This is a genomic window from Oerskovia sp. PE-21s (genome assembly GCF_056158145.1).
In genome coordinates, this window is record NZ_JBUXJM010000006.1 from 168,913 (window position 1) to 189,872 (window position 20,960).

The 20,960-nt window shown below is 73.7% G+C and carries 18 protein-coding genes; 6 read left to right on the top strand and 12 right to left on the bottom strand.

Annotation, left to right across the window (positions count from 1 at the left end; genetic code table 11):
- Positions 1-548: 548 nt before the first annotated feature.
- Together ACZDYF_RS13315 and ACZDYF_RS13320 are read left to right on the top strand one after the other, a co-directional pair.
- The gene (locus ACZDYF_RS13315) at positions 549-1,394 is read left to right on the top strand and encodes a response regulator transcription factor (RefSeq protein ID WP_475057612.1); all 846 of its coding nucleotides are present in this window, start codon (positions 549-551) and stop codon (positions 1,392-1,394) included.
- Entirely contained in the window at positions 1,391-3,061 is a 1,671-nt protein-coding gene (locus ACZDYF_RS13320) for a sensor histidine kinase (protein WP_475057615.1), read from the top strand. The genes ACZDYF_RS13315 and ACZDYF_RS13320 overlap by 4 nt, the downstream gene beginning before the upstream one ends.
- Before the next feature lie 116 nt (positions 3,062-3,177).
- Here ACZDYF_RS13320 and ACZDYF_RS13325 read toward each other — a convergent pair whose 3' ends face one another.
- Genes ACZDYF_RS13325 through ACZDYF_RS13335 form a run of 3 tightly spaced genes read right to left on the bottom strand, consistent with a single transcriptional unit; the run spans position 3,178 to position 9,232 of the window.
- On the bottom strand, positions 3,178-6,651 hold the full coding sequence (locus tag ACZDYF_RS13325) for an ATP-binding protein (protein WP_475057619.1): 3,474 nt from the start codon (positions 6,649-6,651) through the stop codon (positions 3,178-3,180).
- Positions 6,651-7,373, bottom strand: a complete 723-nt coding sequence (locus tag ACZDYF_RS13330; RefSeq protein WP_475057622.1) for a DUF4194 domain-containing protein — start codon at positions 7,371-7,373, stop codon at positions 6,651-6,653. The genes ACZDYF_RS13325 and ACZDYF_RS13330 overlap by 1 nt, the downstream gene beginning before the upstream one ends.
- On the bottom strand, positions 7,370-9,232 hold the full coding sequence (locus ACZDYF_RS13335; protein WP_475057625.1) for a DUF3375 domain-containing protein: 1,863 nt from the start codon (positions 9,230-9,232) through the stop codon (positions 7,370-7,372). The genes ACZDYF_RS13330 and ACZDYF_RS13335 overlap by 4 nt, the downstream gene beginning before the upstream one ends.
- A gap of 263 nt (positions 9,233-9,495) precedes the next feature.
- On the opposite strand from ACZDYF_RS13335, the gene ACZDYF_RS13340 reads away from it, so the two are divergent.
- On the top strand, positions 9,496-10,218 hold the full coding sequence (locus ACZDYF_RS13340) for a hypothetical protein (RefSeq protein ID WP_475057628.1): 723 nt from the start codon (positions 9,496-9,498) through the stop codon (positions 10,216-10,218).
- 148 nt (positions 10,219-10,366) lie between these two features.
- Here ACZDYF_RS13340 and ACZDYF_RS13345 read toward each other — a convergent pair whose 3' ends face one another.
- From ACZDYF_RS13345 to ACZDYF_RS13360, 4 genes are all read right to left on the bottom strand, one after another.
- Positions 10,367-10,873, bottom strand: a complete 507-nt coding sequence (locus ACZDYF_RS13345) for a P-loop nucleotide/nucleoside kinase family protein (protein WP_364076611.1) — start codon at positions 10,871-10,873, stop codon at positions 10,367-10,369.
- 134 nt (positions 10,874-11,007) lie between these two features.
- A complete protein-coding gene (locus ACZDYF_RS13350) occupies positions 11,008-12,492 on the bottom strand; it encodes a S1 family peptidase (RefSeq protein ID WP_475057631.1) in 1,485 nt (494 codons plus the stop codon).
- A 103-nt stretch (positions 12,493-12,595) separates the two neighbouring features.
- Positions 12,596-13,549: a LysR family transcriptional regulator gene (locus ACZDYF_RS13355; protein WP_475057634.1), complete on the bottom strand. Its 954-nt coding sequence runs from the start codon at positions 13,547-13,549 to the stop codon at positions 12,596-12,598.
- Positions 13,550-13,625: 76 nt separating this feature from the next.
- A complete protein-coding gene (locus tag ACZDYF_RS13360; RefSeq protein ID WP_475057637.1) occupies positions 13,626-14,090 on the bottom strand; it encodes a DUF2867 domain-containing protein in 465 nt (154 codons plus the stop codon).
- Positions 14,091-14,158: 68 nt separating this feature from the next.
- On the opposite strand from ACZDYF_RS13360, the gene ACZDYF_RS13365 reads away from it, so the two are divergent.
- Complete coding sequence (locus tag ACZDYF_RS13365; RefSeq protein ID WP_475057641.1) at positions 14,159-14,725, top strand: TetR/AcrR family transcriptional regulator; 567 nt, start codon at positions 14,159-14,161, stop codon at positions 14,723-14,725.
- A gap of 141 nt (positions 14,726-14,866) precedes the next feature.
- Here ACZDYF_RS13365 and ACZDYF_RS13370 read toward each other — a convergent pair whose 3' ends face one another.
- The 4 genes from ACZDYF_RS13370 to ACZDYF_RS13385 all read right to left on the bottom strand — a co-directional run bounded on the left by ACZDYF_RS13370 (position 14,867) and on the right by ACZDYF_RS13385 (position 18,218).
- Positions 14,867-15,283 carry a VOC family protein gene (locus ACZDYF_RS13370; RefSeq protein WP_204807512.1) on the bottom strand — a complete coding sequence of 139 codons (417 nt, stop codon included), beginning with the start codon at positions 15,281-15,283 and terminating at the stop codon, positions 14,867-14,869.
- Positions 15,284-15,440: 157 nt separating this feature from the next.
- Positions 15,441-17,027, bottom strand: coding sequence for a DUF7059 domain-containing protein (locus ACZDYF_RS13375; protein WP_400274336.1), 1,587 nt, complete (start codon positions 17,025-17,027; stop codon positions 15,441-15,443).
- 110 nt (positions 17,028-17,137) lie between these two features.
- Complete coding sequence (locus ACZDYF_RS13380; RefSeq protein WP_475057647.1) at positions 17,138-17,569, bottom strand: hypothetical protein; 432 nt, start codon at positions 17,567-17,569, stop codon at positions 17,138-17,140.
- A 73-nt stretch (positions 17,570-17,642) separates the two neighbouring features.
- A complete protein-coding gene (locus ACZDYF_RS13385) occupies positions 17,643-18,218 on the bottom strand; it encodes a hypothetical protein (RefSeq protein ID WP_475057650.1) in 576 nt (191 codons plus the stop codon).
- 136 nt (positions 18,219-18,354) lie between these two features.
- Here ACZDYF_RS13385 and ACZDYF_RS13390 point away from each other — a divergent pair, with 136 nt between their 5' ends.
- Positions 18,355-19,074, top strand: coding sequence for a TetR/AcrR family transcriptional regulator (locus ACZDYF_RS13390; RefSeq protein WP_364076632.1), 720 nt, complete (start codon positions 18,355-18,357; stop codon positions 19,072-19,074).
- Positions 19,075-19,110: 36 nt separating this feature from the next.
- Here ACZDYF_RS13390 and ACZDYF_RS13395 read toward each other — a convergent pair whose 3' ends face one another.
- The gene (locus ACZDYF_RS13395; RefSeq protein WP_475057653.1) at positions 19,111-19,659 is read right to left on the bottom strand and encodes a hypothetical protein; all 549 of its coding nucleotides are present in this window, start codon (positions 19,657-19,659) and stop codon (positions 19,111-19,113) included.
- Positions 19,660-19,975: 316 nt separating this feature from the next.
- Here ACZDYF_RS13395 and ACZDYF_RS13400 point away from each other — a divergent pair, with 316 nt between their 5' ends.
- Entirely contained in the window at positions 19,976-20,908 is a 933-nt protein-coding gene (locus ACZDYF_RS13400) for a hypothetical protein (protein WP_475057656.1), read from the top strand.
- Positions 20,909-20,960: the final 52 nt, after the last annotated feature.

The window sequence follows — 20,960 nt, forward strand, 5'->3', positions numbered from 1 at the left end:
GCCTCTGCCGGGTGCGTGCACGGGGCGTGCACCGACGGCCCGCGGGGGGGCCGGCGGACGTGCGGTCGGCTGCGTCGTCGAAGGAGGGGGGAAGCTCACCCGTCCACCGTAGGTCACCGCGTGTGGGGATCCGGCAAAGAGAACGGGCAGGTCAGGGCGTGGCGGCGGGTGGTCTTTCACACCCCCGCCGGGAGCGCCCTGCGACGAGCGCGAGCCGGCCGGCCCCCGACGCGGGGTGCCGACCGGCTCTGCTCGCGGGGACGACCGGGCGTCCCCGCGACCGAGGAGTCACCTGGGATCGTCGACCCCGGCGGCCCGGGCGCGACCCTCAGACGCGCAGCTCCGCGGGGACCTCGCCGTGCCCGTCGTGGAGCAGGCACGCGACCGACCGGCCCGGTTCGCCGACACCCGGCAGGCCCAGCGACGTGGGACCCAGCGTCGGGTGGACGTCGGCGCGCGCGTCGCATGATCCTGCCGAAACGGGGCCTCACAGTAGATTCATAGGAACACCACAGGCACGACCGAGACACCGCGCGCACCATGGACGCATGACCACGACCCCCGCGCCCACGGAACCCCTCGTCTCCCCGCGCGCCCCCGAACGCCTGACCCGGGCCGACGGCTCCCCGGTGCGCGTCCTCGTGGTCGACGACGAGCCCAACCTCGCCGAGCTCCTCACCTCGGCCCTGCGCTACGAGGGGTGGGACGTCTCGACCGCCCTCGACGGGCAGTCCGCGATCCGCACGGCCCGCGACGTCGGCCCCGACGTGATCGTGCTCGACGTCATGCTGCCCGACCTCGACGGCCTCACCGTGCTGCGCCGCATCCGCGCGACCTCCCCCGACGTCCCCGTCCTGTTCCTCACGGCCCGCGACACCGTCGAGGACCGCGTCGCCGGGCTCACCGCAGGCGGCGACGACTACGTGACCAAGCCCTTCAGCCTCGAGGAGGTCGTGGCCCGGTTGCGAGGTCTGATGCGGCGTGGCGGTGCGACGGCCGCCCGCGAGGACTCGACCGTCGTGGTCGGCGACCTGGTCCTCGACGAGGACTCGCACGAGGTGTTCCGCGGGGGCGACCCCATCCACCTGTCGGCGACCGAGTTCGAGCTCCTGCGCTACCTCATGCGCAACGCCCGGCGCGTCATGTCCAAGCCGCAGATCCTCGACCGCGTGTGGAACTACGACTTCCGCGGGCAGGCCAACATCGTCGAGCTCTACATCTCCTACCTGCGTCGCAAGATCGACAAGGGCCGCGAGCCCATGATCCACACCCTGCGCGGGGTCGGGTACGTCATCAAGCCCGCCGAGGGACCCGCGGGCTCCCCGGGAGCGGCGACGGCGGAGCCCGCCCGGCAGGCACCGTGCCCGACGGCGCCGCGAAGGCCTGACGCGTGACCTCACCCCGGGCGTCGCTCACCGCTCGACCGCACACCCTGCGCCGACAGCTCGTCACGGTCCTCGTCGGGATCCTGCTCGTGCTCAGCGTGGCGCTCGCGGTGAGCTCGACGCTCGCGCTGCGTCAGAGCCTGGTCGACCGCCTCGACGACGAGCTCGTGCAGGCGAGCCAGCGCGCCGAGCGCGGACCCTTCGACCGGCCGGGCGACGGTGCGCCCCCCGCCCAGGACCCCGGTGCCGGGACCTCCCCGGGGGAGGCGCCGTCGTCGGGCACGGGGAACGGCGACCCCCTGCCGCCCGGGCAGGGCGCCGGGACCATCAACGTCGTGTACGCGGACGGCGAGGTGCAGTTCGCGGGGTACGTCGACGACCGGGGCGACCGGCGCGAGCTCGACGCCGAGCAGATCGCCGACCTGGAGTCCGTGCCCGCGGACGGCAGGCCGCACGACGTCGAGGTGACCGACCTCGGGGCGTTCCGCGCGATCTCGACCACGACCGAGCACGGGGAGCCGTCCATCACGGCCATGAGCACCGCCTCGGTCAGCCAGACGGTCGAGGGCTACCTCCTGGTCGAGGTGATCCTGGCGGGCGTCGGGATCGTGCTCGCGTCGGTGCTCGGCACGTGGCTCGTGCGCCGCTCGCTGCGCCCGCTCGACTCGCTCGCCGACGCCGCCGTGCACGTGGCCGGGCTGCCGCTCGACCGCGGCGAGGTCGGCGAGATCCCGCGCGTCGACGAGCAGTTCACGGACGAGCGCACCGAGGTCGGCCAGGTGGGGGCCGCGCTCAACCGCATGCTCGACCACGTCGAGGCGTCGCTCACCGCGCGCCACGAGTCCGAGACGCAGGTCCGCCAGTTCGTCGCCGACGCGAGCCACGAGCTGCGCACGCCCCTCGCGTCGATCCGCGGGTACTCGGAGCTCGTGCGCCGCTCCCCCGACGACGTGCCGCCGGACACCCTGCGCGCGCTCGACCGCATCGAGTCCGAGGCGCTGCGCATGGGCGACCTCGTCGAGGACCTGCTGCTGCTCGCCCGGCTCGACGCCGGCAGGCCGCTCGACCGGGAGCCCGTGGACCTCGCGGCGCTCGCGATCGACGCGGTCGCGGACGCGCACGCGGCCAGCCGCGACCACGTGTGGGAGCTGGACCTCCCCGTGGCCGAGGGTGACGGCCCGGTGCTCGACGGTGACGAGGCTGCCGCCGAGGGCGACGTGCTGTGGACCGACGGCGACGACACGTTCGACCTCCCCGACGTCTCGGTCGTGGGCGACGAGGCGCGCCTGCGCCAGGTCTTCGCGAACCTGCTGGGCAACGCCCGCGTCCACACCCCGCCGGGCACGCGCGTGGTCGTGGGCGTCCGGCCCGACGGCGACGACCACGTCGTCCTGTCCGTGACCGACGACGGCCCCGGCATCCCGGACTCGCTGCGCCCGTCCCTGTTCCAACGGTTCAGCCGAGGCGACTCGGCGCGCAACCGGGTCGGGGGCTCGACGGGGCTGGGCCTCGCGATCGCGCAGGCAGTGGTCCAGGCGCACGGCGGCGAGATCACGGTGCGCGACGCGGCGGCGACGGACCTCCCCCGGCCGAGCCCTACGGGCACGGGAGCCGACGATGCGGGCCGGGCTCCGTCGTCGGGCACGACGTTCGAGGTGCGGCTGCCGCGCGGCTAACGCCTGTCGGCGAACATGCGGTTGACGTCCGCGGAGCATGCGGTTGACGTCCGATCCGGGCCGAATTCCGACGCCAACCGCATGCTCGGCACCGAAGAGGTACCTGGAGACACCGGTCAGAGGGCCGCGTGGGCCTCCTTCTCCTGCTGGTACTCCTCGATCGTCAGCGTCCGCAAGCGCGAGTTGCGGCCCGTCGGGTTGTCGACGTAGCCCACGGCCGAGATGTACGGCTCGATCACGTGGATCTTCTGCAGCGGCGTCACGATGAGGAGCTGGAGGCCCAGGCTCTTGAAGAGCTCGAGCGCGAACCGCGTCGACTCGTCCGACCCGCGACCGAACGCCTCGTCGATCACCACGAACCGGAACGCCTTGGACCGCACCGCGCCCCAGTCGAGCTTGAACTGGTACGCGAGCGAGGCCGCGAGGATCGTGTAGGCGAGCTTCTCCTTCTGACCGCCGGACTTGCCGCCCGAGTCGGAGTAGTGCTCGTGCTCGACGTCGTCCTCGCGCGACCGCTCCGACGCCGAGAGCACGAACCAGCTCCGCACGTCGGTCACGCGACGCTTCCACGCCTCGTCCGCCTCGGCCTGCCCCTCGCGGCCCCGGAAGCGCTCGACGATCGCCTTGACCCGCAGGAACCGCTCCTCCGAGTAGTACGCGACGGTCTCCTCGCCCGTGTCCTCGTCGCGACGCCCCTCGAGGTCGAGCCCCAGGGCGCCGTCGGTGCACGCCCGCAGGTCCGCCCGGAACTCGCGCACCTCGGTGTTGGGCGTGGGCGCCATCTCGAGGCGGATGTACCGGCCGGGGTTGTAGTCGATCGCGCGCAGCGAGTCGTTGATGATCTCGACGCGCTCGCGGATGAGGTCGGCCTGCTTGGACAGCTCGGCGTGGAAGCCCGCGATGTCGCGGATCGTGTTGGTGTTGAGGTACGTCTTGAAGTCGACCTCGAAGCGCGGCAGGTCGTCGCGCGTGAGGCGCTCGTGCAGCGCCCGGTACTCGGGGGCGGAGCGCACGTCGTTGTCGAGCTCGGTCGTCTCGACCGGGTACGCGGCGCGGAACGCCGTCATCTGCGCGGCGATGCGCGTCCCGAGCTGGCCCTGGCGCGTCTGCGCCTCCTCGACCCGGCTCGTGAGCCGGGTGCGCAGCGCGCTCTCGACCGCGTCGGGCTCGACGTCGCCCGGCGCGCCGCCCTGCGCGGTGGCCTGGGCGTCGGCCTCGGCGTCGAACATCCGGGCGAGCTCGTCGACCAGCTCCGCGTCGAGCGGTCCCTGCTCGGTCAGGACGCGTGCCGACCGGTCGCGCTGCGCGCGGGCGCTGTCGAGCGCGTGCTTGTCGGCGCCGGCCGCGGAGAGCAGCGCGTCGCGCTCGGACGCGATGCCCGCGGCCCGGCGTGCGAGGTCGCGGAGCTGGTCGGCGATGCGGCTGAGCTCGGTCGACGCGCCCTCGATGCGGCGCTTCTCCTCGTGGAGCTCGGCGATCGCGCGCACGGGCTCCTCCCAGTCGAGCTCGCGCCACTCGCGGAACACGTCGAGCCGGTTGAGCGCGCCCGAGCGCGAGATCGCCGCGTTCTTCTCGCGCCCGACCTCGTCGCGGCGCTCCTCGAGGGCCGTGCGCCGCGTCGCGACGTCGGTGGCCTCCTCGAGCAGCGCGTCGATCTTGGCCTGGTTGCTCCAGCCGAGGACGTAGCCGCTGCGGTCGCGGACGGCACGACGGTCGTCCTTCTCGTGGTGGCTCGCCGAGTGCTTGACCTGGCCCTCGCGCGTCACGGCGCGCGGCACGCGCTGGAAGTCGGCGAGCGTGTCGGCGCACACGTAGTCCGCGCGGCGTTCGAGCTCGTCGCTCAGCCAGGTCGCGAGGTCGCCGTCCTTGACCTCGAGCAGGTCCGCGAGGAGCGGCCCGTCGTCCCGGCTCGCAGGTGTCCCGACGGCGCCGCGTCCCTTCCCCGAGCGGCCGCCGGCGGGCGCGGGCACCCGGTGGTAGACGAGCTTGGACCGCAGGTCGTGCGCGTTGATCCATGCCGAGACGGCGTCGTAGTGCTGGGCGGGCACGAGGAGCGAGAGCGCGAAGCCGCGCAGCACACGCTCGGCGGCCCCCTCCCACTCGGCGTGCTCGGCGCGCACGCCGACGAGCTCCCCTGCGAAGGGCAGGTCGGCGTCCGTGAGCCCGACGTCGGAGCACAGGCGGGCACGCAGGTCCAGGCTCGCGCGGGGCAAGTTGGACTCGCGGTCGGCCAGGGACCTCAGCTCGGCGTTGATCTCGCGGGCCTCGGCCTCGACCGCGCGCAGCTCGGCCGCGACCTCCCCGGCCCGTCCCTCGATCTCGCCGAGGGCGTCCTGCGCGTCCGACTGGAGGTCGGCAGCGCGCTCGCGCAGGGCCGTGAACTCGTCGCGTGACGCCACCGTCTCCAGGCCCGCCGCGATCAGGTAGCGCGCGTACTCGTCGGCCTTGGCGCGGCGCTCGGCGCGTTCGACCTCGCGGCGGGCGACCTCGCCCTCGATCTGCGCGAGGCGGTCTCCGCCGTGCCCGGCGCGCTCGACCTCGAGGCGCTGGCGCTCGGCGTCGAGCAGCGCGAGCTCCTCCTTGAGCCGGTCGAGCCCGTCGGCGCGGGCCGCGATCGACGCCTCGAGCTCGCCGATGCGCGCGTCGAGTGCCTCGACCCGGCGGCCTGCGGTGAATCCCCGCAGGGCCTCGCGCTGCGCGGACAGGGTCCGCACCTGCTCCCCCGCGGCGTCGTACGCGTCGGCGTCGGCGAGCAGGGGTGCGAGCTGGTCGATCTGCGCACGGGCCTTGACGACGGCGTCGTGCGCGCTCGTGAGGTCGTCGAAGTGCGCGACGAGCTTCTCGGTCCAGCGGGCCGCGTCGAACGGTTCGAGCATGTGCTCGCGCACGAACTCGTTGAGGTCGCCGACCGACTTCATCGACACCGTCTGGTGGAACAGCTCCATGGCCTGCTCGGACTCGATGCCGAGCAGGCGGCGGAAGTCGCGCCCGTACTCCGGGAAGTGGTCGCGGATCTGCGCGCCGGACTCGCGCAGGCGGCGGCGCAGGACGTTGATGTCCCCGTCGAAGCCCGCGAAGTCGTCGGCGATCGTCATGGGCGAGGTGCTCGTGACGTAGAAGCGCTCGGGCTGGCCCTGCGCGCCGTCCTTGAGCCAGAACACCTGGGCCAGCACGGCGCGCGAGTCGAAGCCGCGGTTGGCGAACTCGCCCAGGATGACCGAGTAGGTGTGCCCACGGCGCAGGCCCACGTGCCGGGAGGCGCCCGTGACCTCGTTGCGCTCGGACTTGTAGTGCCCCGCGACGTAGGAGCGCAGCGTGCGCTCGCGCGTGTCCGCGCCCGCGGCCTTGTTGTAGCTGATGCGGTTCGCGGGGAGCAGCAGCGTCGTGATGGCGTCGACGATGGTCGACTTGCCCGAGCCGATGTCCCCCGTGAGCAGCGCGTTGCGTCCTTCGAGCTCGAAGCTCCACGCGTACTTGTCGAACGTGCCCCAGTTGAGGACCTCGAGGCGTTCGAGGCGGTAGCCCGACCGTTGGTCCAGGTCCGCCGCCGCGTCGTGCAGCTCGACCGCGCTGAACAGTGCCTCGGCCATCAGGCCTCCTCGTGGGTGGTGCCGGTGCCGGGCTCGGTGCCGAGCATGCGCATGGTCGGCGCACCCACGGGTGCTCCGCCGTCGGGCAGGAGCGCTCCCCCGTCGCGCGACGCGAGCTCAGCCGCGTACTCCGCGAGGCGCGCGTCGAAGTCGGCGAGCCACTGCCCGTCGACGAACGCCTTGAGGATGCGCCGCACCTCGTACGTGTCCGGGGTGTCGGGCACCGGTCGCAGGAACCCGAGCTCGATCACGCGGCGCACGTTGGCCTCGACACGGTCGCGCGCGCGGGCCTCGTTGCTGGACCCGGGCAGGAAGACCTTGACGAGGTCCACGATCTCGTCGCGCGTCAGGACCAGGCGCGTGTCACCGCCCTCGGAGTCGAACTGCGCGAGCCGCTTGCGCAGCAGCGCGAGCAGCAGGCTCACGTCGAACGACAGCTCGCGGCGCGCGACGAGGCGCGGGATGAAGGTGCCGTCGTGCTCGTCCTCGGGCTGCGCGCGCAGGTACGCGTACCCCTCGGACTCGTCGATCACGATCTCCAGGCCCAGCGTCGCGACGAAGTCCCGCGCCTGCGCCTCGAGCGCGAGCAGGTCGCGCCACGTGCGCGTGCCGGCCTCGCGGTAGACGACGCCCTTGACGAGCGAGGTCACGACGAGCGAGAGCTCGGGGCTGGGCCCACCGGTCTGCCCGGGACGTTCGGTCCGGACGGGCTGCTGGCTCACGGGGTTCCCTCCTGGGGAGACGGCTGGTCGGACGGCGGGCTGGGCGGGGCGGACGGCTGGTCGGGTGCGTCGGGCGGCGCCTGCGCGAGCGAGCGGGCGACCGCGCCCGCGAGGTCCTTGGCCCCCGTCCGGGCGAACGTGACGCGCGGGACGCGGGCGACGCGCACGCGCGGCCCGGCGGGTCGCACCGGGAACCCGTCCTCGTCCACGGCCGGGACGGCCTCGGCGGCCGTTGACTCGGTGGTCTCGCCCTCGCCGACGGGCGCCCCGCCGAGGCCGCCCGGCACTGGGTCGTCGACGACGTCGACGACCCACCGCACCTCGTCGATGTGCGCAGGGTCGTGCACGACGGCGAAGCGCGGGTCGTCGAGCGACAGGTACGTCACGAGCTCCGCGAGCCCCTGCTCGAGCGGGTTCTCCTCGACGAGCTGCGCGAGCGAGACCTGGCCCCGACGGCGCAGCGCGTCACGGACGGTGCGGCTCAGACGCTCGGGGTCGACGTGGACCTGGGTGAACAGGGCCGATGCGTCGAAGTCGGCGACGCCCGCGGTCACGCCCTCGCTCGCGAGCGGCTCCTGGTGCTGGGGCCGGTAGAGGGGGCGTTCGGTCGGCAGGTGCACGTCGACCGAGGTCGCGTCCATGGTCGTCGCGAGCGGCCCGGTCTCGTCCGCACCGAGCCGCAGGCGGTCCGGTGTGTCGCGCAGCGCGAGGGCGCGCGACTCGATGCTGCGCAGCACGTCGATGACGCGCCGGTTCTCGAGCCACACCTGGTCGTCGAGGAAGCGGCGGAGCTGCTCGGACAGGACGCGTACGGTCGACTGCGTGCGCTCGCCCGCGTCGAGCCAGTCGTAGTGGATGCGGCGCAGGCGGCGTCCGGCCGCACGACCCGTGACGCCGGGAGCCGCCTCGCCGTCGTCCCCGACCTGCTCCTCGAGCGCGGGCAGCGCCTGGACCTTCTCGACGAGCTCGGCGAACTCCTCCTGCCGCTGGCGGTCCAGGAGGAAGTCGTAGAACGCGTGGAAGCTGCGCCCCTGGTCCGAGTCCGCGATCGCGGACCTGCTCCCGACGACGGCGTCCAGCAGGTCGCCCTTGGCGCCGTCCCAGCCCGTGATGCGCTCGCGCATCTCGCGATCGAGGGTCCGGAAGTTCGCCTCGACCTCGCGGAAGTCCGCGAGCAGGTCCGCGGCCGTGCCCGTGAGCTGCTGGTACCGGTCGCGCTGGGCCGCGGCGTCGAGCAGCGAGAGCTGGCCCGCGCGCACGCGCTCGATCTCCTCGTCGATCCGTGCCCGCCGCGCCTCGAGCTCGCGCAGGCGCGCGTCGGCGTCGGACTCGGTGCCGACCGTGAGCTGGCGCAACAGCTCGAAGACCGTGTTGAGGCGCGACTCCGTACCCACGAAGCTCCGCTCGCGCAGCGCGGAGACCCACGAGACGGCCTTCTCGACGGCCGGGGTCGCGTCGTAGTGCGCCTCCTCCGAACCCGTCGGGTAGAACTTGCGCAGCCAGCCCTGCTCGGGTGCGGACCAGTGGTCGAGGTACGCCTTGGGCGAGCGCGGGTACCGGCGCGCCCCAGCCGCGGCCTGCCCTTCGGCGTCCGCCCCCTCCTGCCCGACGACGTCGCTCCCCGTCGCGGGCTCGTCACCCTCCGGGGCGGGCCGGGGCTGCGCGCGGGCAGGGACCGGCCCGTCGATCGCGTACAGCGCGTCGTCCAGGAGGGAGACCAGCTCGGCCTCACCGATCGAACGGACGTTCTGCTCGACGAAGACCGTGCCGAGGAAGCTCAGCGCGAGCGGCGCGTTGTCCGAGCGCAGGAGGCGCCAGGCGGGGGTGCGCCGCAGGGCGTCGATGTCGTCGTGCTGCACTCAGGCCCTCTCGCGCGTGTCCGGTGTCGGTGTCGACCGGGGGCTGGGTCGTGCGCCGGTCGGGGCGGTCGCCGCAGGGGATCGCACGATCAGCCGCACCGAGCATCCTAGGCGCCGGGTCCCACGATCCAGGGATCGCCACGGTCACCCGACGCCCCTGCTGCCGCCGACCGGGTCCCTCCGTCGAACGATGTACGCGCGGCGAGCGAAGATCGGCGAGGTGGGCGACGCCGTCGGGCCGGCACCCGACCAGCATGGACACCATGTCGAGCCTCCTGGAGAACCCGCTGGTCCTGCTGATCCTCGCGTGCGAGGTCGGCTTCTGGGTCGTGCTCGGCGCGGGACTGATCTCACGGTACGTGCTGCACCGTCGGCGGCTCAGCACGGTCCTGCTGCTCAGCGTGCCCCTCATCGACCTGCTGCTCGTGACCGTGTCGATCGCGGACGTCGCGAGCGGGTCGCCGCCCGAGGCCGTGCACGGGCTCGCGGCCGTCTACCTGGGGTTCACCGTCGCGTTCGGGCACTCGATCGTCTCGTGGGCCGACGTCCGCGCCGCGCACTGGTTCGGTGACGGGCCCGCGCCCGTCAAGCCCCCCAAGGGCGGCCTGGCGGGGCTCGTGCACGAGATGCGCGAGCTCGGCAAGGCGCTGATCGCCGCCGTGATCGCGCTCGGAGTGATCGCGACGCTCTCGAGCGTCGCGGGCACCGGGCTCGTGGCCCCCGCCCAGTGGCCCGACGACCCGCTGTGGGCCTGGGCGCTGCGGGTCGCGATCGTGCTCGGGGCGTGGGTCGTGTTCGGTCCCGTGTGGGTGCTGCTCGGGCTCGGGAGCGACGCGAAGGACGCGGGTGCCGGGCGGGGCGAGGTGCCGGACCCCGTGGACCTCGCCGGGCCGGTGGCCCCGGACGGGCCGGGGGAATCGGACCGCCCCGAGGATTCGCGGACCCCGGCGGACCGTATGGGTGGCTACCGGTCGGACGGGGCATAAGGACGGAGAGGCTGGCCGAGCATGCGGTTGGCGCCTGCCGACCATGCGGTTGGCGTCCCGTCCCGGCCGGATTCCGACGCCAACCGTATGGTCGGCAGCGAGGCTGGGCGGGCGGAGGGGGTGGGCAGGGGTTGGGGCTAGGTGGGTATCAGCCGTCCAGCCAGTCCTTGGCCGCCGCGAGGAGCTCCGCGTCGTCGAGCGAGGCGTCGAGCCGCAGGCGCGGGTCGGTCCAGCCCGCGAGCGCCCTGGCCCGCTCGGCGAGCGAGTCCCACCCGGGCTCCGGGAGCGACGGGTACCGCGTGCCCCGGGTCACGAGGCGCTCGCGGTGCAGCTCCTCGTCCGCGAGGTAGACCTCGACGAACCAGAGCCGGGTGGCCGCCCGCGCCGCGAGGTCGACCCACTGCTGCCGGGCCGCGGGGTGGTCGTTGACCGCGTCGACGATCACGGCGTGGCCCAGGAGCAGGTTCTCCTCGGCAGCAGCCTCGACGGCGAGGTACGCGCCCAGGCCCGTGACGTCGTCGTGCACCGCACCCGCGCGCAGGAAAGCGTCCTCGACGGGGTCGACGCTGAGCATCACCGCCCCCAGGTCGCGCGCGAGGAGGCGCGCGAGTCGACTCTTGCCGGTTCCGGGCAGTCCCGCCATGGCGATCAGCACGATCGTGAGACTAGGCCCTCGCCGACCGCGAGGCTCGCTGGACGTGCCGTCGGCGTCCGCCGAAGGTGCCGAGAACGGGGTCGAGGTCGCCACCTGACCGGTAGCGACCTCAACCCCGTTCTCGACCGAGGGCGCTACGGCGTCGTCGCTCCCAGCGTGTACGCGCCCGAGCCCGCGTACGCGTGGACCACGTACCGGTAGTACCCGGCGGTCCCGGTGTACGTGATCGCCTCAGCCGCGCCGGACGACGTCGACTGTGCGACGTTCGCCCACGCGGACCCGTTCCACTTCTGCAGGTACAGGTCGAGGTCCGTGCCCGCCGGGCCGCTCAGGCACACCCGGTGCGTCCCGTTGCCTGCCGTGACGTACGAACCGTTCGGCTGCGCGACCGAGGTCCCGGCCGCGACGCTGCCCTGGTAGGTCCGGGCATAGCCCGGGCACCCGGCCGGCGGCGGCTCGGTGCCCCCACCGCCCGAGGTCACGAGCGTGAGCCCGTACGCGCCGAGCGCCTCGTTGACGGGCTGGAAGTACGTCGTCCCGCCCGACGAGCAGTTGCCCGACCCGCCCGAGGTCACCCCCTGCGCCTGGTTGCCCGCGAGGAGCGAGCCGCCCGAGTCGCCGGGCTCGGCGCACACATTCGTGCGGATGAGCCCCGAGACGGTTCCCTGCGGGTAGGTCACCGAGCTGTTGTAAGCCGCGATGGTCCCGCAGTGCCACCCCGTCGTGGAGCCGGACCGGCAGACGGAGGCCCCGACAGGCGCGGCCGTCGAGCCCGCGACCGCGACGCGCCCGCCGCTGTAGTTGTTGACCGCACCGACCGGGGTGTTGCCCGCGTCGACCTGCACCCAGGCGTAGTCGTTGCCGGGGAAGCTCGACCCGCGGAACGTGCCGCTCGGCCCCGAGGTGCGGGTGCCGACCGTGCCGCAGTGCCCGGCCGTGATGAAGCCCCCGTTCACGGCGAAGCCGACCGAGCAGCGCCCGCCGGAGCCCATGGTGTACGCGTTGCCGCCCACCACGTCGATCAGCGGGCGAGGCGCCTCTGTCGTCGTCACGTAGGTGATGGCCTCGGTGGGCACGCCCGCGCTCGCGGCGGCCTGCTCCGCGAGGGCGCGGCCGCCGTCGTGCACGTTGACGACGACCTGGTTGGTCGTGACGTCGACGAACCAGCTCGGCACCGCGGCCGGGTCGGCGAGCTCGCCGTCGAGCGCCGCCTTCCACGTGTCGAGCTCGGCGAGCGTGTGGTCGACGACCACGGGGGTCGCGCCCGCCGCACGGACCTCCTTGGCCTCGGCGTCGTCGGCGACGCCCACGTACAGCGTGTTCTTCGCGGGGTCGACCCAGGCGCCCGCAAAGGCGTCCAGGCTGTCGGCGAGAGCGTCCTCGGTGCTCGCCGCGTCGGACTGGAACGCCAGACGCTTCGTCGCGTCCTTGGCGCTCAGCCCCAGGTCCCGCTGGAGGGCACGGAGCACCTCGGGCGAGACCTTCGAGGAGGTCTGGGGTGAGATCGTCGGTGCATCGGGGCTGGGTGTCGCCGCGTTCGCGGCGAGCGCTGTGGGTCCGGCAACCATCGCCGTCGCGGCGCACGCCGTGGCGAGCGTCCTCCAGAATGATCGTGCCATCTCGCTGTCCCTTCGTCGGGTCCCGGGATCGCCGGGTGAACGAGGCCCACGCTAGGGAGCGGGACGCGGGCGGCACAGATGCCAGCCGGGTCATACCGGGGCGTTATGTACGGGTCTCCCCGTAGGTGTCGAGCCAGCACAGGTAGCGCGGGCTGCGGCTCACGGCGTCGTGGTGGGACCGGACGGCGGCGTCGACCATCACTTCGACGGGCAGGTGCGCCGAACCGCTGCGCCAGCCCACGTAGTGCGCCCACCGCAGCGGGGCGCCGTCGAGCGGGACGACCTGCGTGCCCGGGGTGTCGGGGAACGTCGGCTGGACGAGGGCGACCGCGTGGCCGGCCTGGACCAGGTCGATCACGGTCGGCCGGTCGGCCTCGCTCAGGCCCGACGGCGTGAAGCCCGCCCGCGCGCACGCCTGCGCGAAGCAGCGCTCGAAGCAGCCGTCCCCGGGCCCGCTGAGCCACACCTCGTCGGCGAGCTCGCCCAGCGGGACCGACGAGCGATCGGCGTGCGGGTGCGCGTCCGGCAGCAGGACGAACACCGGGTCGACGTCGACGCGCCACCACGCGACGCCGCCCGTCGTGGGCGGGATCGCGTCCGAGCACAGGCCGACGAGCGCGACGTCGAGCGTGCCCACCGCGACCTGCTGCGCGGTGTCGTCCACGGACCAGCTCGTGGCGGTCGTGACCCGGACGTCGGGCAGTGCCGTGACGAGGCGGTGCACGAACCGGCCCGCGAGCGCGCTCGCCACGGTCCCGACCCGCAGCGTCCCCGGGCCGTCCTCGTCACGGTTGACGTGCTGCTGGACGTCGTCGAGGAGCGAGGTCATGGCGGGCAGCACCATGCGGGCACGACCCAGGACGAGCTCCCCCAGGGCCGTGGGGTGGGCGCCGCGCTGGTCGCGCGTGAAGACCTGCCCGCCGAGCGCACGGTCGATGCGGTTGAGCTGCGCGGTCAGCGCGGGCTGCGCGATCCCGAGGGCCGCCGCGGCCCGTGTCACGCTCCCGTGGTCCGCGACGGCGACGATCAGCCGCAGGTGACGGAGCTCGAGGTCCATGCGCCTGAAACTAGCGCGGCGGGTGACGATCCGCGCCTCGTCGGGCGGAGGGCCGACCACGGCACCTGGGCCGGGGTCAGCCCAGGCGTCGAGCCGCCCGGCGCAGCATCGCGGTCAGCACGGGACCGTGGGCCAGCCGCACCGGGACGAAGTAGGCGCGCCCCTTCCAGCCGTGCAGACGCACGACGGTCGTGACGCGCACGAGGCGAGCGGCGCCGTCGACCCCTACCGCGCAGCGGAAGTCGAGGTGCGTGTCGTCCGCGACGACGAGTGCTTCCTCCCCCTCGACCCGGGAGACGTCGAACACGCTCTGGTCGCCGCGACTCACGCCGATGAGCGGGACGAGAGCCTGCCGCAGGACGAACGCGGCGCGCACCCACAGGGGCGTCGAGCGGACGTCGAAGATCGCGCGGGCCCACGCGGCAGGGTCGGTCGTGGCGCCGTCGGGCAGGGGCACGACCACGACGTCGGCGTGGTCGGGTCGGGGGACGTCCTCGAACGCGAGCGAGGAGAAGTGGGGCTTCGCGGGTGCTGCGGTCATGGGGATCGCCTTCCTCGAACCGGTCCGTACGGCACCGTACGGTGTATCCGTACGGTAGCGTACGGACCATGCCGCCGACCACCCGCCTCGATGCCGCCGCCTGGGTCGACGCCGCCTACGACGCCTTCGCGACCGCCGGGCTCGACGCCGTCAAGGTGGAACCCGTCGCGCGCACGCTCGGCGCGACCAAGGGGTCGTTCTACTGGCACTTCGCCGACCGGCAGGCCCTCGTCGACGCCGTCCTCGCCCGCTGGGAGGCCGAGACCGCGCGGATCGTCGAGGAGGTCGAGGCCACGCCCGGCAGTCCTGCGGACCAGCTCGCCGCGCTCTTCACCGCCGTGACCCGCCGCCGCTCGCCCCGCACGGGCGAGCAGCTCCTCTACGCGCAGACCGACCTCCCGGGCGTCGCCGAGGCCATGTCCCGCGTCACGGCCCAGCGGCTCGACGTCGTCACGCGCCTCCTGCGCTCGGCAGGCTTCTCCCCCGGCGAGGCCCGGGCGCGCGCGACCATCGCGCTCGCGACCGTCGTGGGCGCCGAGCACCTGACGCTCGCGACCCCGGACCTGGCGCCCACCGGGGACGACGCGCGGGCCGTGCGCGAGCTGAGCCTCGCGATGATCCTCGGGCGGGACTGACGGCACGCTCCGCAGGGGCCCCGCGGGCGGCCCCGCGCTGCCGAGCATGCGGCTGGCGTCCGTCGAACATGCGGTTGGCGTCGAAAACCCGCCGCTTCACGACGACAACCGCATGCTCGGCACCGGGAGGGAGCGGGCGGCTCAGCCGCCCTGGGCCGCGACCTCGGCGTCGCTGCGCAGGATGCAGAACTCGTTGCCCTCGGGGTCCGCGAGCGTGACCCACCCGGAGCCGTCGGGTCGCCGGTGGTCGGCGAGCCTGGTCGCCCCCAGGCCGACGAGCCGTTCGACCTCCTGCTCGCGCGTCCCGTCGGTGGGCCGCAGGTCCAGGTGGAGCCGGTTCTTGATCTCCTTGCCCTCCGGGACCTCGATGAACAGCAGGCGTCCGCGGGACTCGGCCGGGGCGTGGGTGCCGGCGGGCGGGAAGATCATGCACTCCTCGTGGCCGGGCAGGTTCGGGTCGTCGGGGTCCTCGACGTAGCCGAGGACCCCGCACCACCAGACCGACTGCGCGTAGGCGTCGCGGGCGTCGAACGTCGTGTGCTGGATGCGAGAGGTCATGGGCTCAACCTAGGGAGGCGCGGGGCGCGCCGCACGGCCTTTCCGGTCGCTGCAGCCGACCAGGAGGTTCCGTGCGGCCGAGCACGAGGTTGAGGCCGTCATCGCCGGGACAACGACCTCAACCCCGTGCTCGGCACCCTAGAGGCAACCCCGAGCGTCACGGGAGCAGGAAGCCGTCCCTCACCAGGCCACGGACCGCCGGGAGGAGCTCGCCCGCCAGGTCGCCCGTCGGGACCTCGAACAGCGACGCGATCGCCCCGATCAGCTGCCCGACGGTGAGCTCGCCGTCGCTCGCCCCCACGAGCGCCGCGAGCCCGGTCGACGCCTGGATCCCCCGGCCCAGGCCGTCGCCCTGCCGCACGATCACGACGTTCGGGTCCTCGGCGCCGGGCGTCAGGTAGCGCTCCTCGGTCACGTCGGGAGCCACCGTGAGACGCGAGGACGCGAGCGCGGCGTCGTCACGGGCTGCGAGCCAGTCGTGGGCCGCGAGCGAGGCGGCCAGGTGCCCGCCGAGCGGCTGACGCACCGACCCCGTGTGCTCCTCGAGGCGGCGCAGGCTCACGCCGTGCCCCTCGGCGGGCTTGCGGAGCGTGACGATCCCGAAGCCCACGGCCTCGACGTCGCGCGTCGCGAAGTCGTCGAGCCACGCCTCGTACGACGCCGCCCACGCCCCGGGCTCGCGCTCGGGGGTCGTGCCGCCGTCACGGATCCACGTCTCGGCGTACTCGGCCGGGTCCAGCACCTCGCGCTGGATGACCCAGCCGTCGAGCCCGGCCTCTTCCAGCCAGGCACCCACTCGCTCGGTCCAGGGCTCGCCGCGCCGGTGCTCCCAGTTGCCGAGCATCTGCGCGACGCCGCCCGGCGCCAGCACGTCCCCGACGCCTCGGACCAGGTCCCGCACCAGGTCGTCGCCCGCGCGCCCACCGTCGCGGTACTCGTACTCAGGAAGGGCGCTGGTCGCTCCCGAGGTCCCGCGCGGCGTGATGACGAACGGCGGGTTGGAGACCACGAGGTCGAACTGCTCGCCCGCGACCGGGTCGAGCATCGAACCCTCCCGCAGGTCGAGGCGCACCCCGTCGAGGGCGGCGTTGAACTCGGCGAACCGCAGCGCACGCCGGGAGATGTCGGTCCCGACGACCGACTGCGCGTGCCGCGAGGCGTGCAGGGCCTGGATGCCGCAGCCGGTCCCGAGGTCGAGCACCCGGCCCACCGGGGTACGCATCGTGACCTGCGCGAGCGTGATCGAGGCGCCGCCCGCGCCCAGCACGTGGTCGCCCGCGAGGCGTCGCCCGGTCGCGAGCTCGCCCAGGTCGGAGGCCAGCCACCACGTGACCGGACCGGCCGCGTCGGCCGCGGCGTAGGGGCGCAGGTCCACCAGGGCGCGGACGCCGTCGTCGGGCCCGTTGCCCGCCGCGGCCACGAGCCCGAGGCGAGCGGCGCCGTCGGCCCCGACGCCCGGCAGGGCGGCGTCGAGGTCCGCGCGCCGGACCTCGAGGCCCAGCAGGAACAGCGCGGCGAGCACCGCACGGGGGTCCTTGCGGCCCGACGACGCCGCACCCGTCGCGTCGTCGAGCGCGGCCCGGGCGACACGCAGGGCGGGCACTGCCTGCTCGCGGTGCAGGGCCGCCGCCGCGAGCGGACCGAGGAAGTCCTCGACCCCGTCGACCGTGTAGGAGGCGGCTGCGAGGTCGTCGCGCAGCAGCGGCAGGAGGCGTGGGTCGATCGTGGGTTCACCGAGGGACATGCCCCTATCCTCCCCCGAGCGGCCCGCGGGGCACCCTGCCCCCGGCACCCACGACGAGGGGCCGGCCTCGCAGCGCGCGCTGCGTGACCGGCCCCTCCGGGACTCTCGGGTCAGGCCTTGCAGTTCTCCGCGGAGAACGTCTCGAGGTTCTTCATCGCGGCCGTCACCTTGTCGCTCTCGATGTCCTCGCCGACCGCGGTCGCCTTGTCGAGGAAGGCCGGGTCGGTCGGGTCGAGGTCGTCGAGCTCGGTGAACGTCGCACCGGCCCCGGACATGGCCTCGGTCAGGACGGTCCAGTCGGCGGCGACCTCGTCGGGGGCGGTGATCTTCTTCATCTCGGCGGCGAGGGTCGTGAACGCGTCACCCGTGCTCGCGAGGTCCGACGGGTCGACGTCGGCCATGGTGGCGTCGAGGTCCTCGCCCGCCTTGCAGAACGCGGCGACATCGGCGCCACCGCCGCTGCAGGCTGCGAGCGAGAGGGTCAGGAGGACGGCGGTCGCGAGGCCGCTGACGGTCGTGGTCGAGCTCTTTCGGTTGGTCACGGACCCCATCCTGGAGCATTGCTGAGAGCAACGTCGCCAGAATTCGCCCCGAGGGGACTTCTCCCCATCCGGTTCACCCGGTGCAGGTGGTGTCCAGGTAGGCCGTCACGCGGGCCGACGCCGCCGTCATCGCATCGGTGTCGAGGTCCTTGCCCGCGTCGTCGAGCGCCTTGACGATCGCCTTCGGGGAGTCTCCGTCGGCCTTCGCGAGCGCCTTGGCGGCGGTCGAGACGTAGGACGTCACGGTCTTCCAGTCGGCCGCGACGTCCGCCGGGGGCTCCACGCTCGTGAGCGCGACCCGGGCGTTCTCGAAGCCGGTCACCAGGGTGCGCGGGTGGTCCACGCTCATCGACACCTGCGCGGTGTTGGCCGCGGCCCATGCCGTCTCGGTCGCGGCACAGAACGACGTGTCGACGGCCGGTGCCGCCTCGCCGCCCTCTGCCGCGGCGGCCGCCCCGGCGTCCGCGTCCGCCGCGGAGGCGGCGTCGGTCGCGGCGTCGACAGCAGCGCTGTCGGGCGTGCTCTCGCTCGCGGCCGCCTTCGGCGACGAGGCGGACGACGCGGCGTCGTCGCCTCCCGAGCAGGCCCCCAGGGCGAGCAGCGCGACGACGGCGAGCGCCGTCGTCGGGCGCTGGAACGAGGTCTTCATCCCTCCATGATGCGGGCTGGTGACCCTGCGCAGAAAATCCGCCACCGACGACCGTTCCCGCCCTGCTCCGCGACCGTCACCGGTCCTCCACGGCGTTCGTCGCCCCCTTGGTCCGTTTCCTCCCTAGGATGACCGCGTGAGCGCGACGCAGCGAGAGATGGTCGACCCCTCCCACGACACCGGGCCGGAGGTCGATCCCCTCCTCGCACGCCCTGACACTCCCCTCACCGGCCCGCCGGACCTCGCTGCGGGCGCCCGCCGCCGGAGCACCGACGCCCGCGTCCCCGTCCAGGCCCGCAGCAGCGACCGCCAGCGCGTCATGGTCGAGGCCGCCGCGCGCCTCCTGCTCGCCGAGGGGTTCCCCGCAGTGACCCACCGACGGGTCGCCCGGGCGGCGGGCGTGCCGCAGGGCTCCGCCTCGTACTACTTCCCGTCGAGCTCCTCGCTCGTCACAGCCGCCGTCGAGGCCGCCGAGGAGCTGCGCGGCACGGCCGCGACCGAGAAGGCCGCAGGCCTGGCGCGACGCGACCGCTCGACCGCGAGCACGGCTCGGCTGCTCATCGAGACGTTCTACGCGCCCTCGGTCGACGACCAGGTGGTCGACGTCCGGCTCGACCCCGTGCTCACCGCGATGCGCGACCCTGCGCTGCGCCCCATCCTGCGCGCGTCCCGCCCCCGGCTGCTCGCGGCCCTGCGGACCGTGCTCGAGGCGAGCGGGTACGACCACGTCACCGACGTCGACCTCCTGGGGCACTTCATCGACGCAGCACTCCTGTCCGCGGCGGCCGACGGGACCGAGGACGTCCTCGACAAGGCGACGGGGACGACGGCCCGGCTGCTCGAGCACTGGCGCTGACGCGGCGATACCCCACCACTCGCCGCACCTGACAGGTCAGGCCGGGTCTCCGCCGGCGCGACGGGAGAGCACGCGGTACTCCGGTGGGAGCGCGCCGAAGTGCAAGCCGTTCTCGTCGAGCGCGTTCTCGACCGTCAACCGTCCGTCCTCGAACGTGAGGCTCACCGCGACCATGCCGTTCGCCATGTCCGCTCCGCGCCACTCGACGAGATCGACCGCGAGCACGTGCTGTCCGTGGAGCCGGGAGAGGTCCTTGACCGCGTCGTCGCGCCACACGAGGTCGAACTCGACGTCCGGCCCCATGTCGGGGAACGCGACGGCCGCACGAGGGTCCACCGTGCTCCATGTCAGCGAGAGGTCGTCGAACTTCGAGTGCTGGATCTCGAGCTGCACGCCGTCGAGTTCCAGCAAGACCGGCGCATCGGCGAACCAGGTGTCCTCGTGGAGGTCCCAGAGCAGCCAACCGCGCGTGAGGGGACGCCCCACGAGCGCGGAGAGGCGTGCGCCATGGGCGGCGACGAGATCGCCCACGCCCCTGAGATCCGCCGGGCGGTAGCCCGGAACGCCAAGGAAGCTGTCGCTCATGGTCGCCCGCCTGCTCTCATGCTCCGCATCCTGACACGGCCCCGATCGGCCCGGCGCATCCACGGACGCGCCCACCCCTCTGCGCTCGTGTCATGCCCGCCACAGATCAGGAGAGTGCCACCTGACCGCTCCGACCGGGCATAATGCCCTCATGACGGGGGACGATACGAGACCGGAGGGGCCCTTGTCGCTCGCCGAGCACGCCCGTGGGCTGGATGCGGCACATCCCGTCGGGCCTCTTCCCGGGAACGGACGCCCGTTGCCCGACGACGCGGCCCACCGCACCCGGCGAGCGGTCCCCGAGCCCGACCCCAGGATGAGAGGCGCTGCGGCGGCCGATCTGCTCGCTGACTACTTCGCGGCGCCGCACGGGGACGTCGCTCGGCTGGAGGCCGCCCTGCACGCGGTGGACATCCCGTACCGCAAGAACGACCACGTCCACTCGGTGGCGTTGCGCGCGGACCCGGACCTCGTCCTGTCCACCGGGCGGCGGCTCGTCGAGCACGGACAGGATCGGTGCGGGGTCTCCATCGGCCTCGCCCTGCTCGCAGTGCACCGGCTCCCGCCCGAGACCGTCGAGGTCGTGCTGACCATCGGCCTCCTGTCCGAGACCTTCGCGCCGCTCGCCGCAGAGGCGCTCGTGCGGGCCAGGGGCGGTCACCTGCACCTGCACCGGCTCGCGGAGCGCTCCACCGGCTGGGGGCGCGTGACCTACGTCGAGGACCTCCTCAGGTGGGGTGGGAGCCAGCGCGACTGGCTGCTACGCCACGCGTGCGACGGAGACTTCCGCAACGGCTACTTCGCCGGCGCCGTCGCACTGCGGGCCAGCCTGCACGAGGCGATCACACGCGAGTCGGCCGACGACGCTCTGATCGACCACACGGGGCGGCTCCTGCACGTCATGTCGTACGCCACCGGCATGGGCATCGACCTCGCGGGCTACCCGCCAGCGCCCCTCGTGCTGGCAGCGTGGGTCCGTCACCTGTCGGGCCAAGAGGCGACAGGTGAACGCGCGTCGGTCGCGATCGCGCTGAGCCACGAGCTCCGGTCGCGCGAGCCGGCGCGGGTCGGGTGCACGCCCGACGAGCGAGCCGCTGTGCTCGACGGCCTCGACCGAGTGCTCGAGCGGTCCAACTGGGTCGTCGCCGCGGCGGAGGAGATCGACTGGAGCACCGAGTGGACGCGGTGGATGATCGACAACTGCCACCTGCCGATCGCGCTCCGCGAACGGGTCGAGGGCGCCCGCTGACGGGGTCCGCTGCGCCCCGCGACTCCGGCGCCGTCACGGCCCGGGCTCTCGA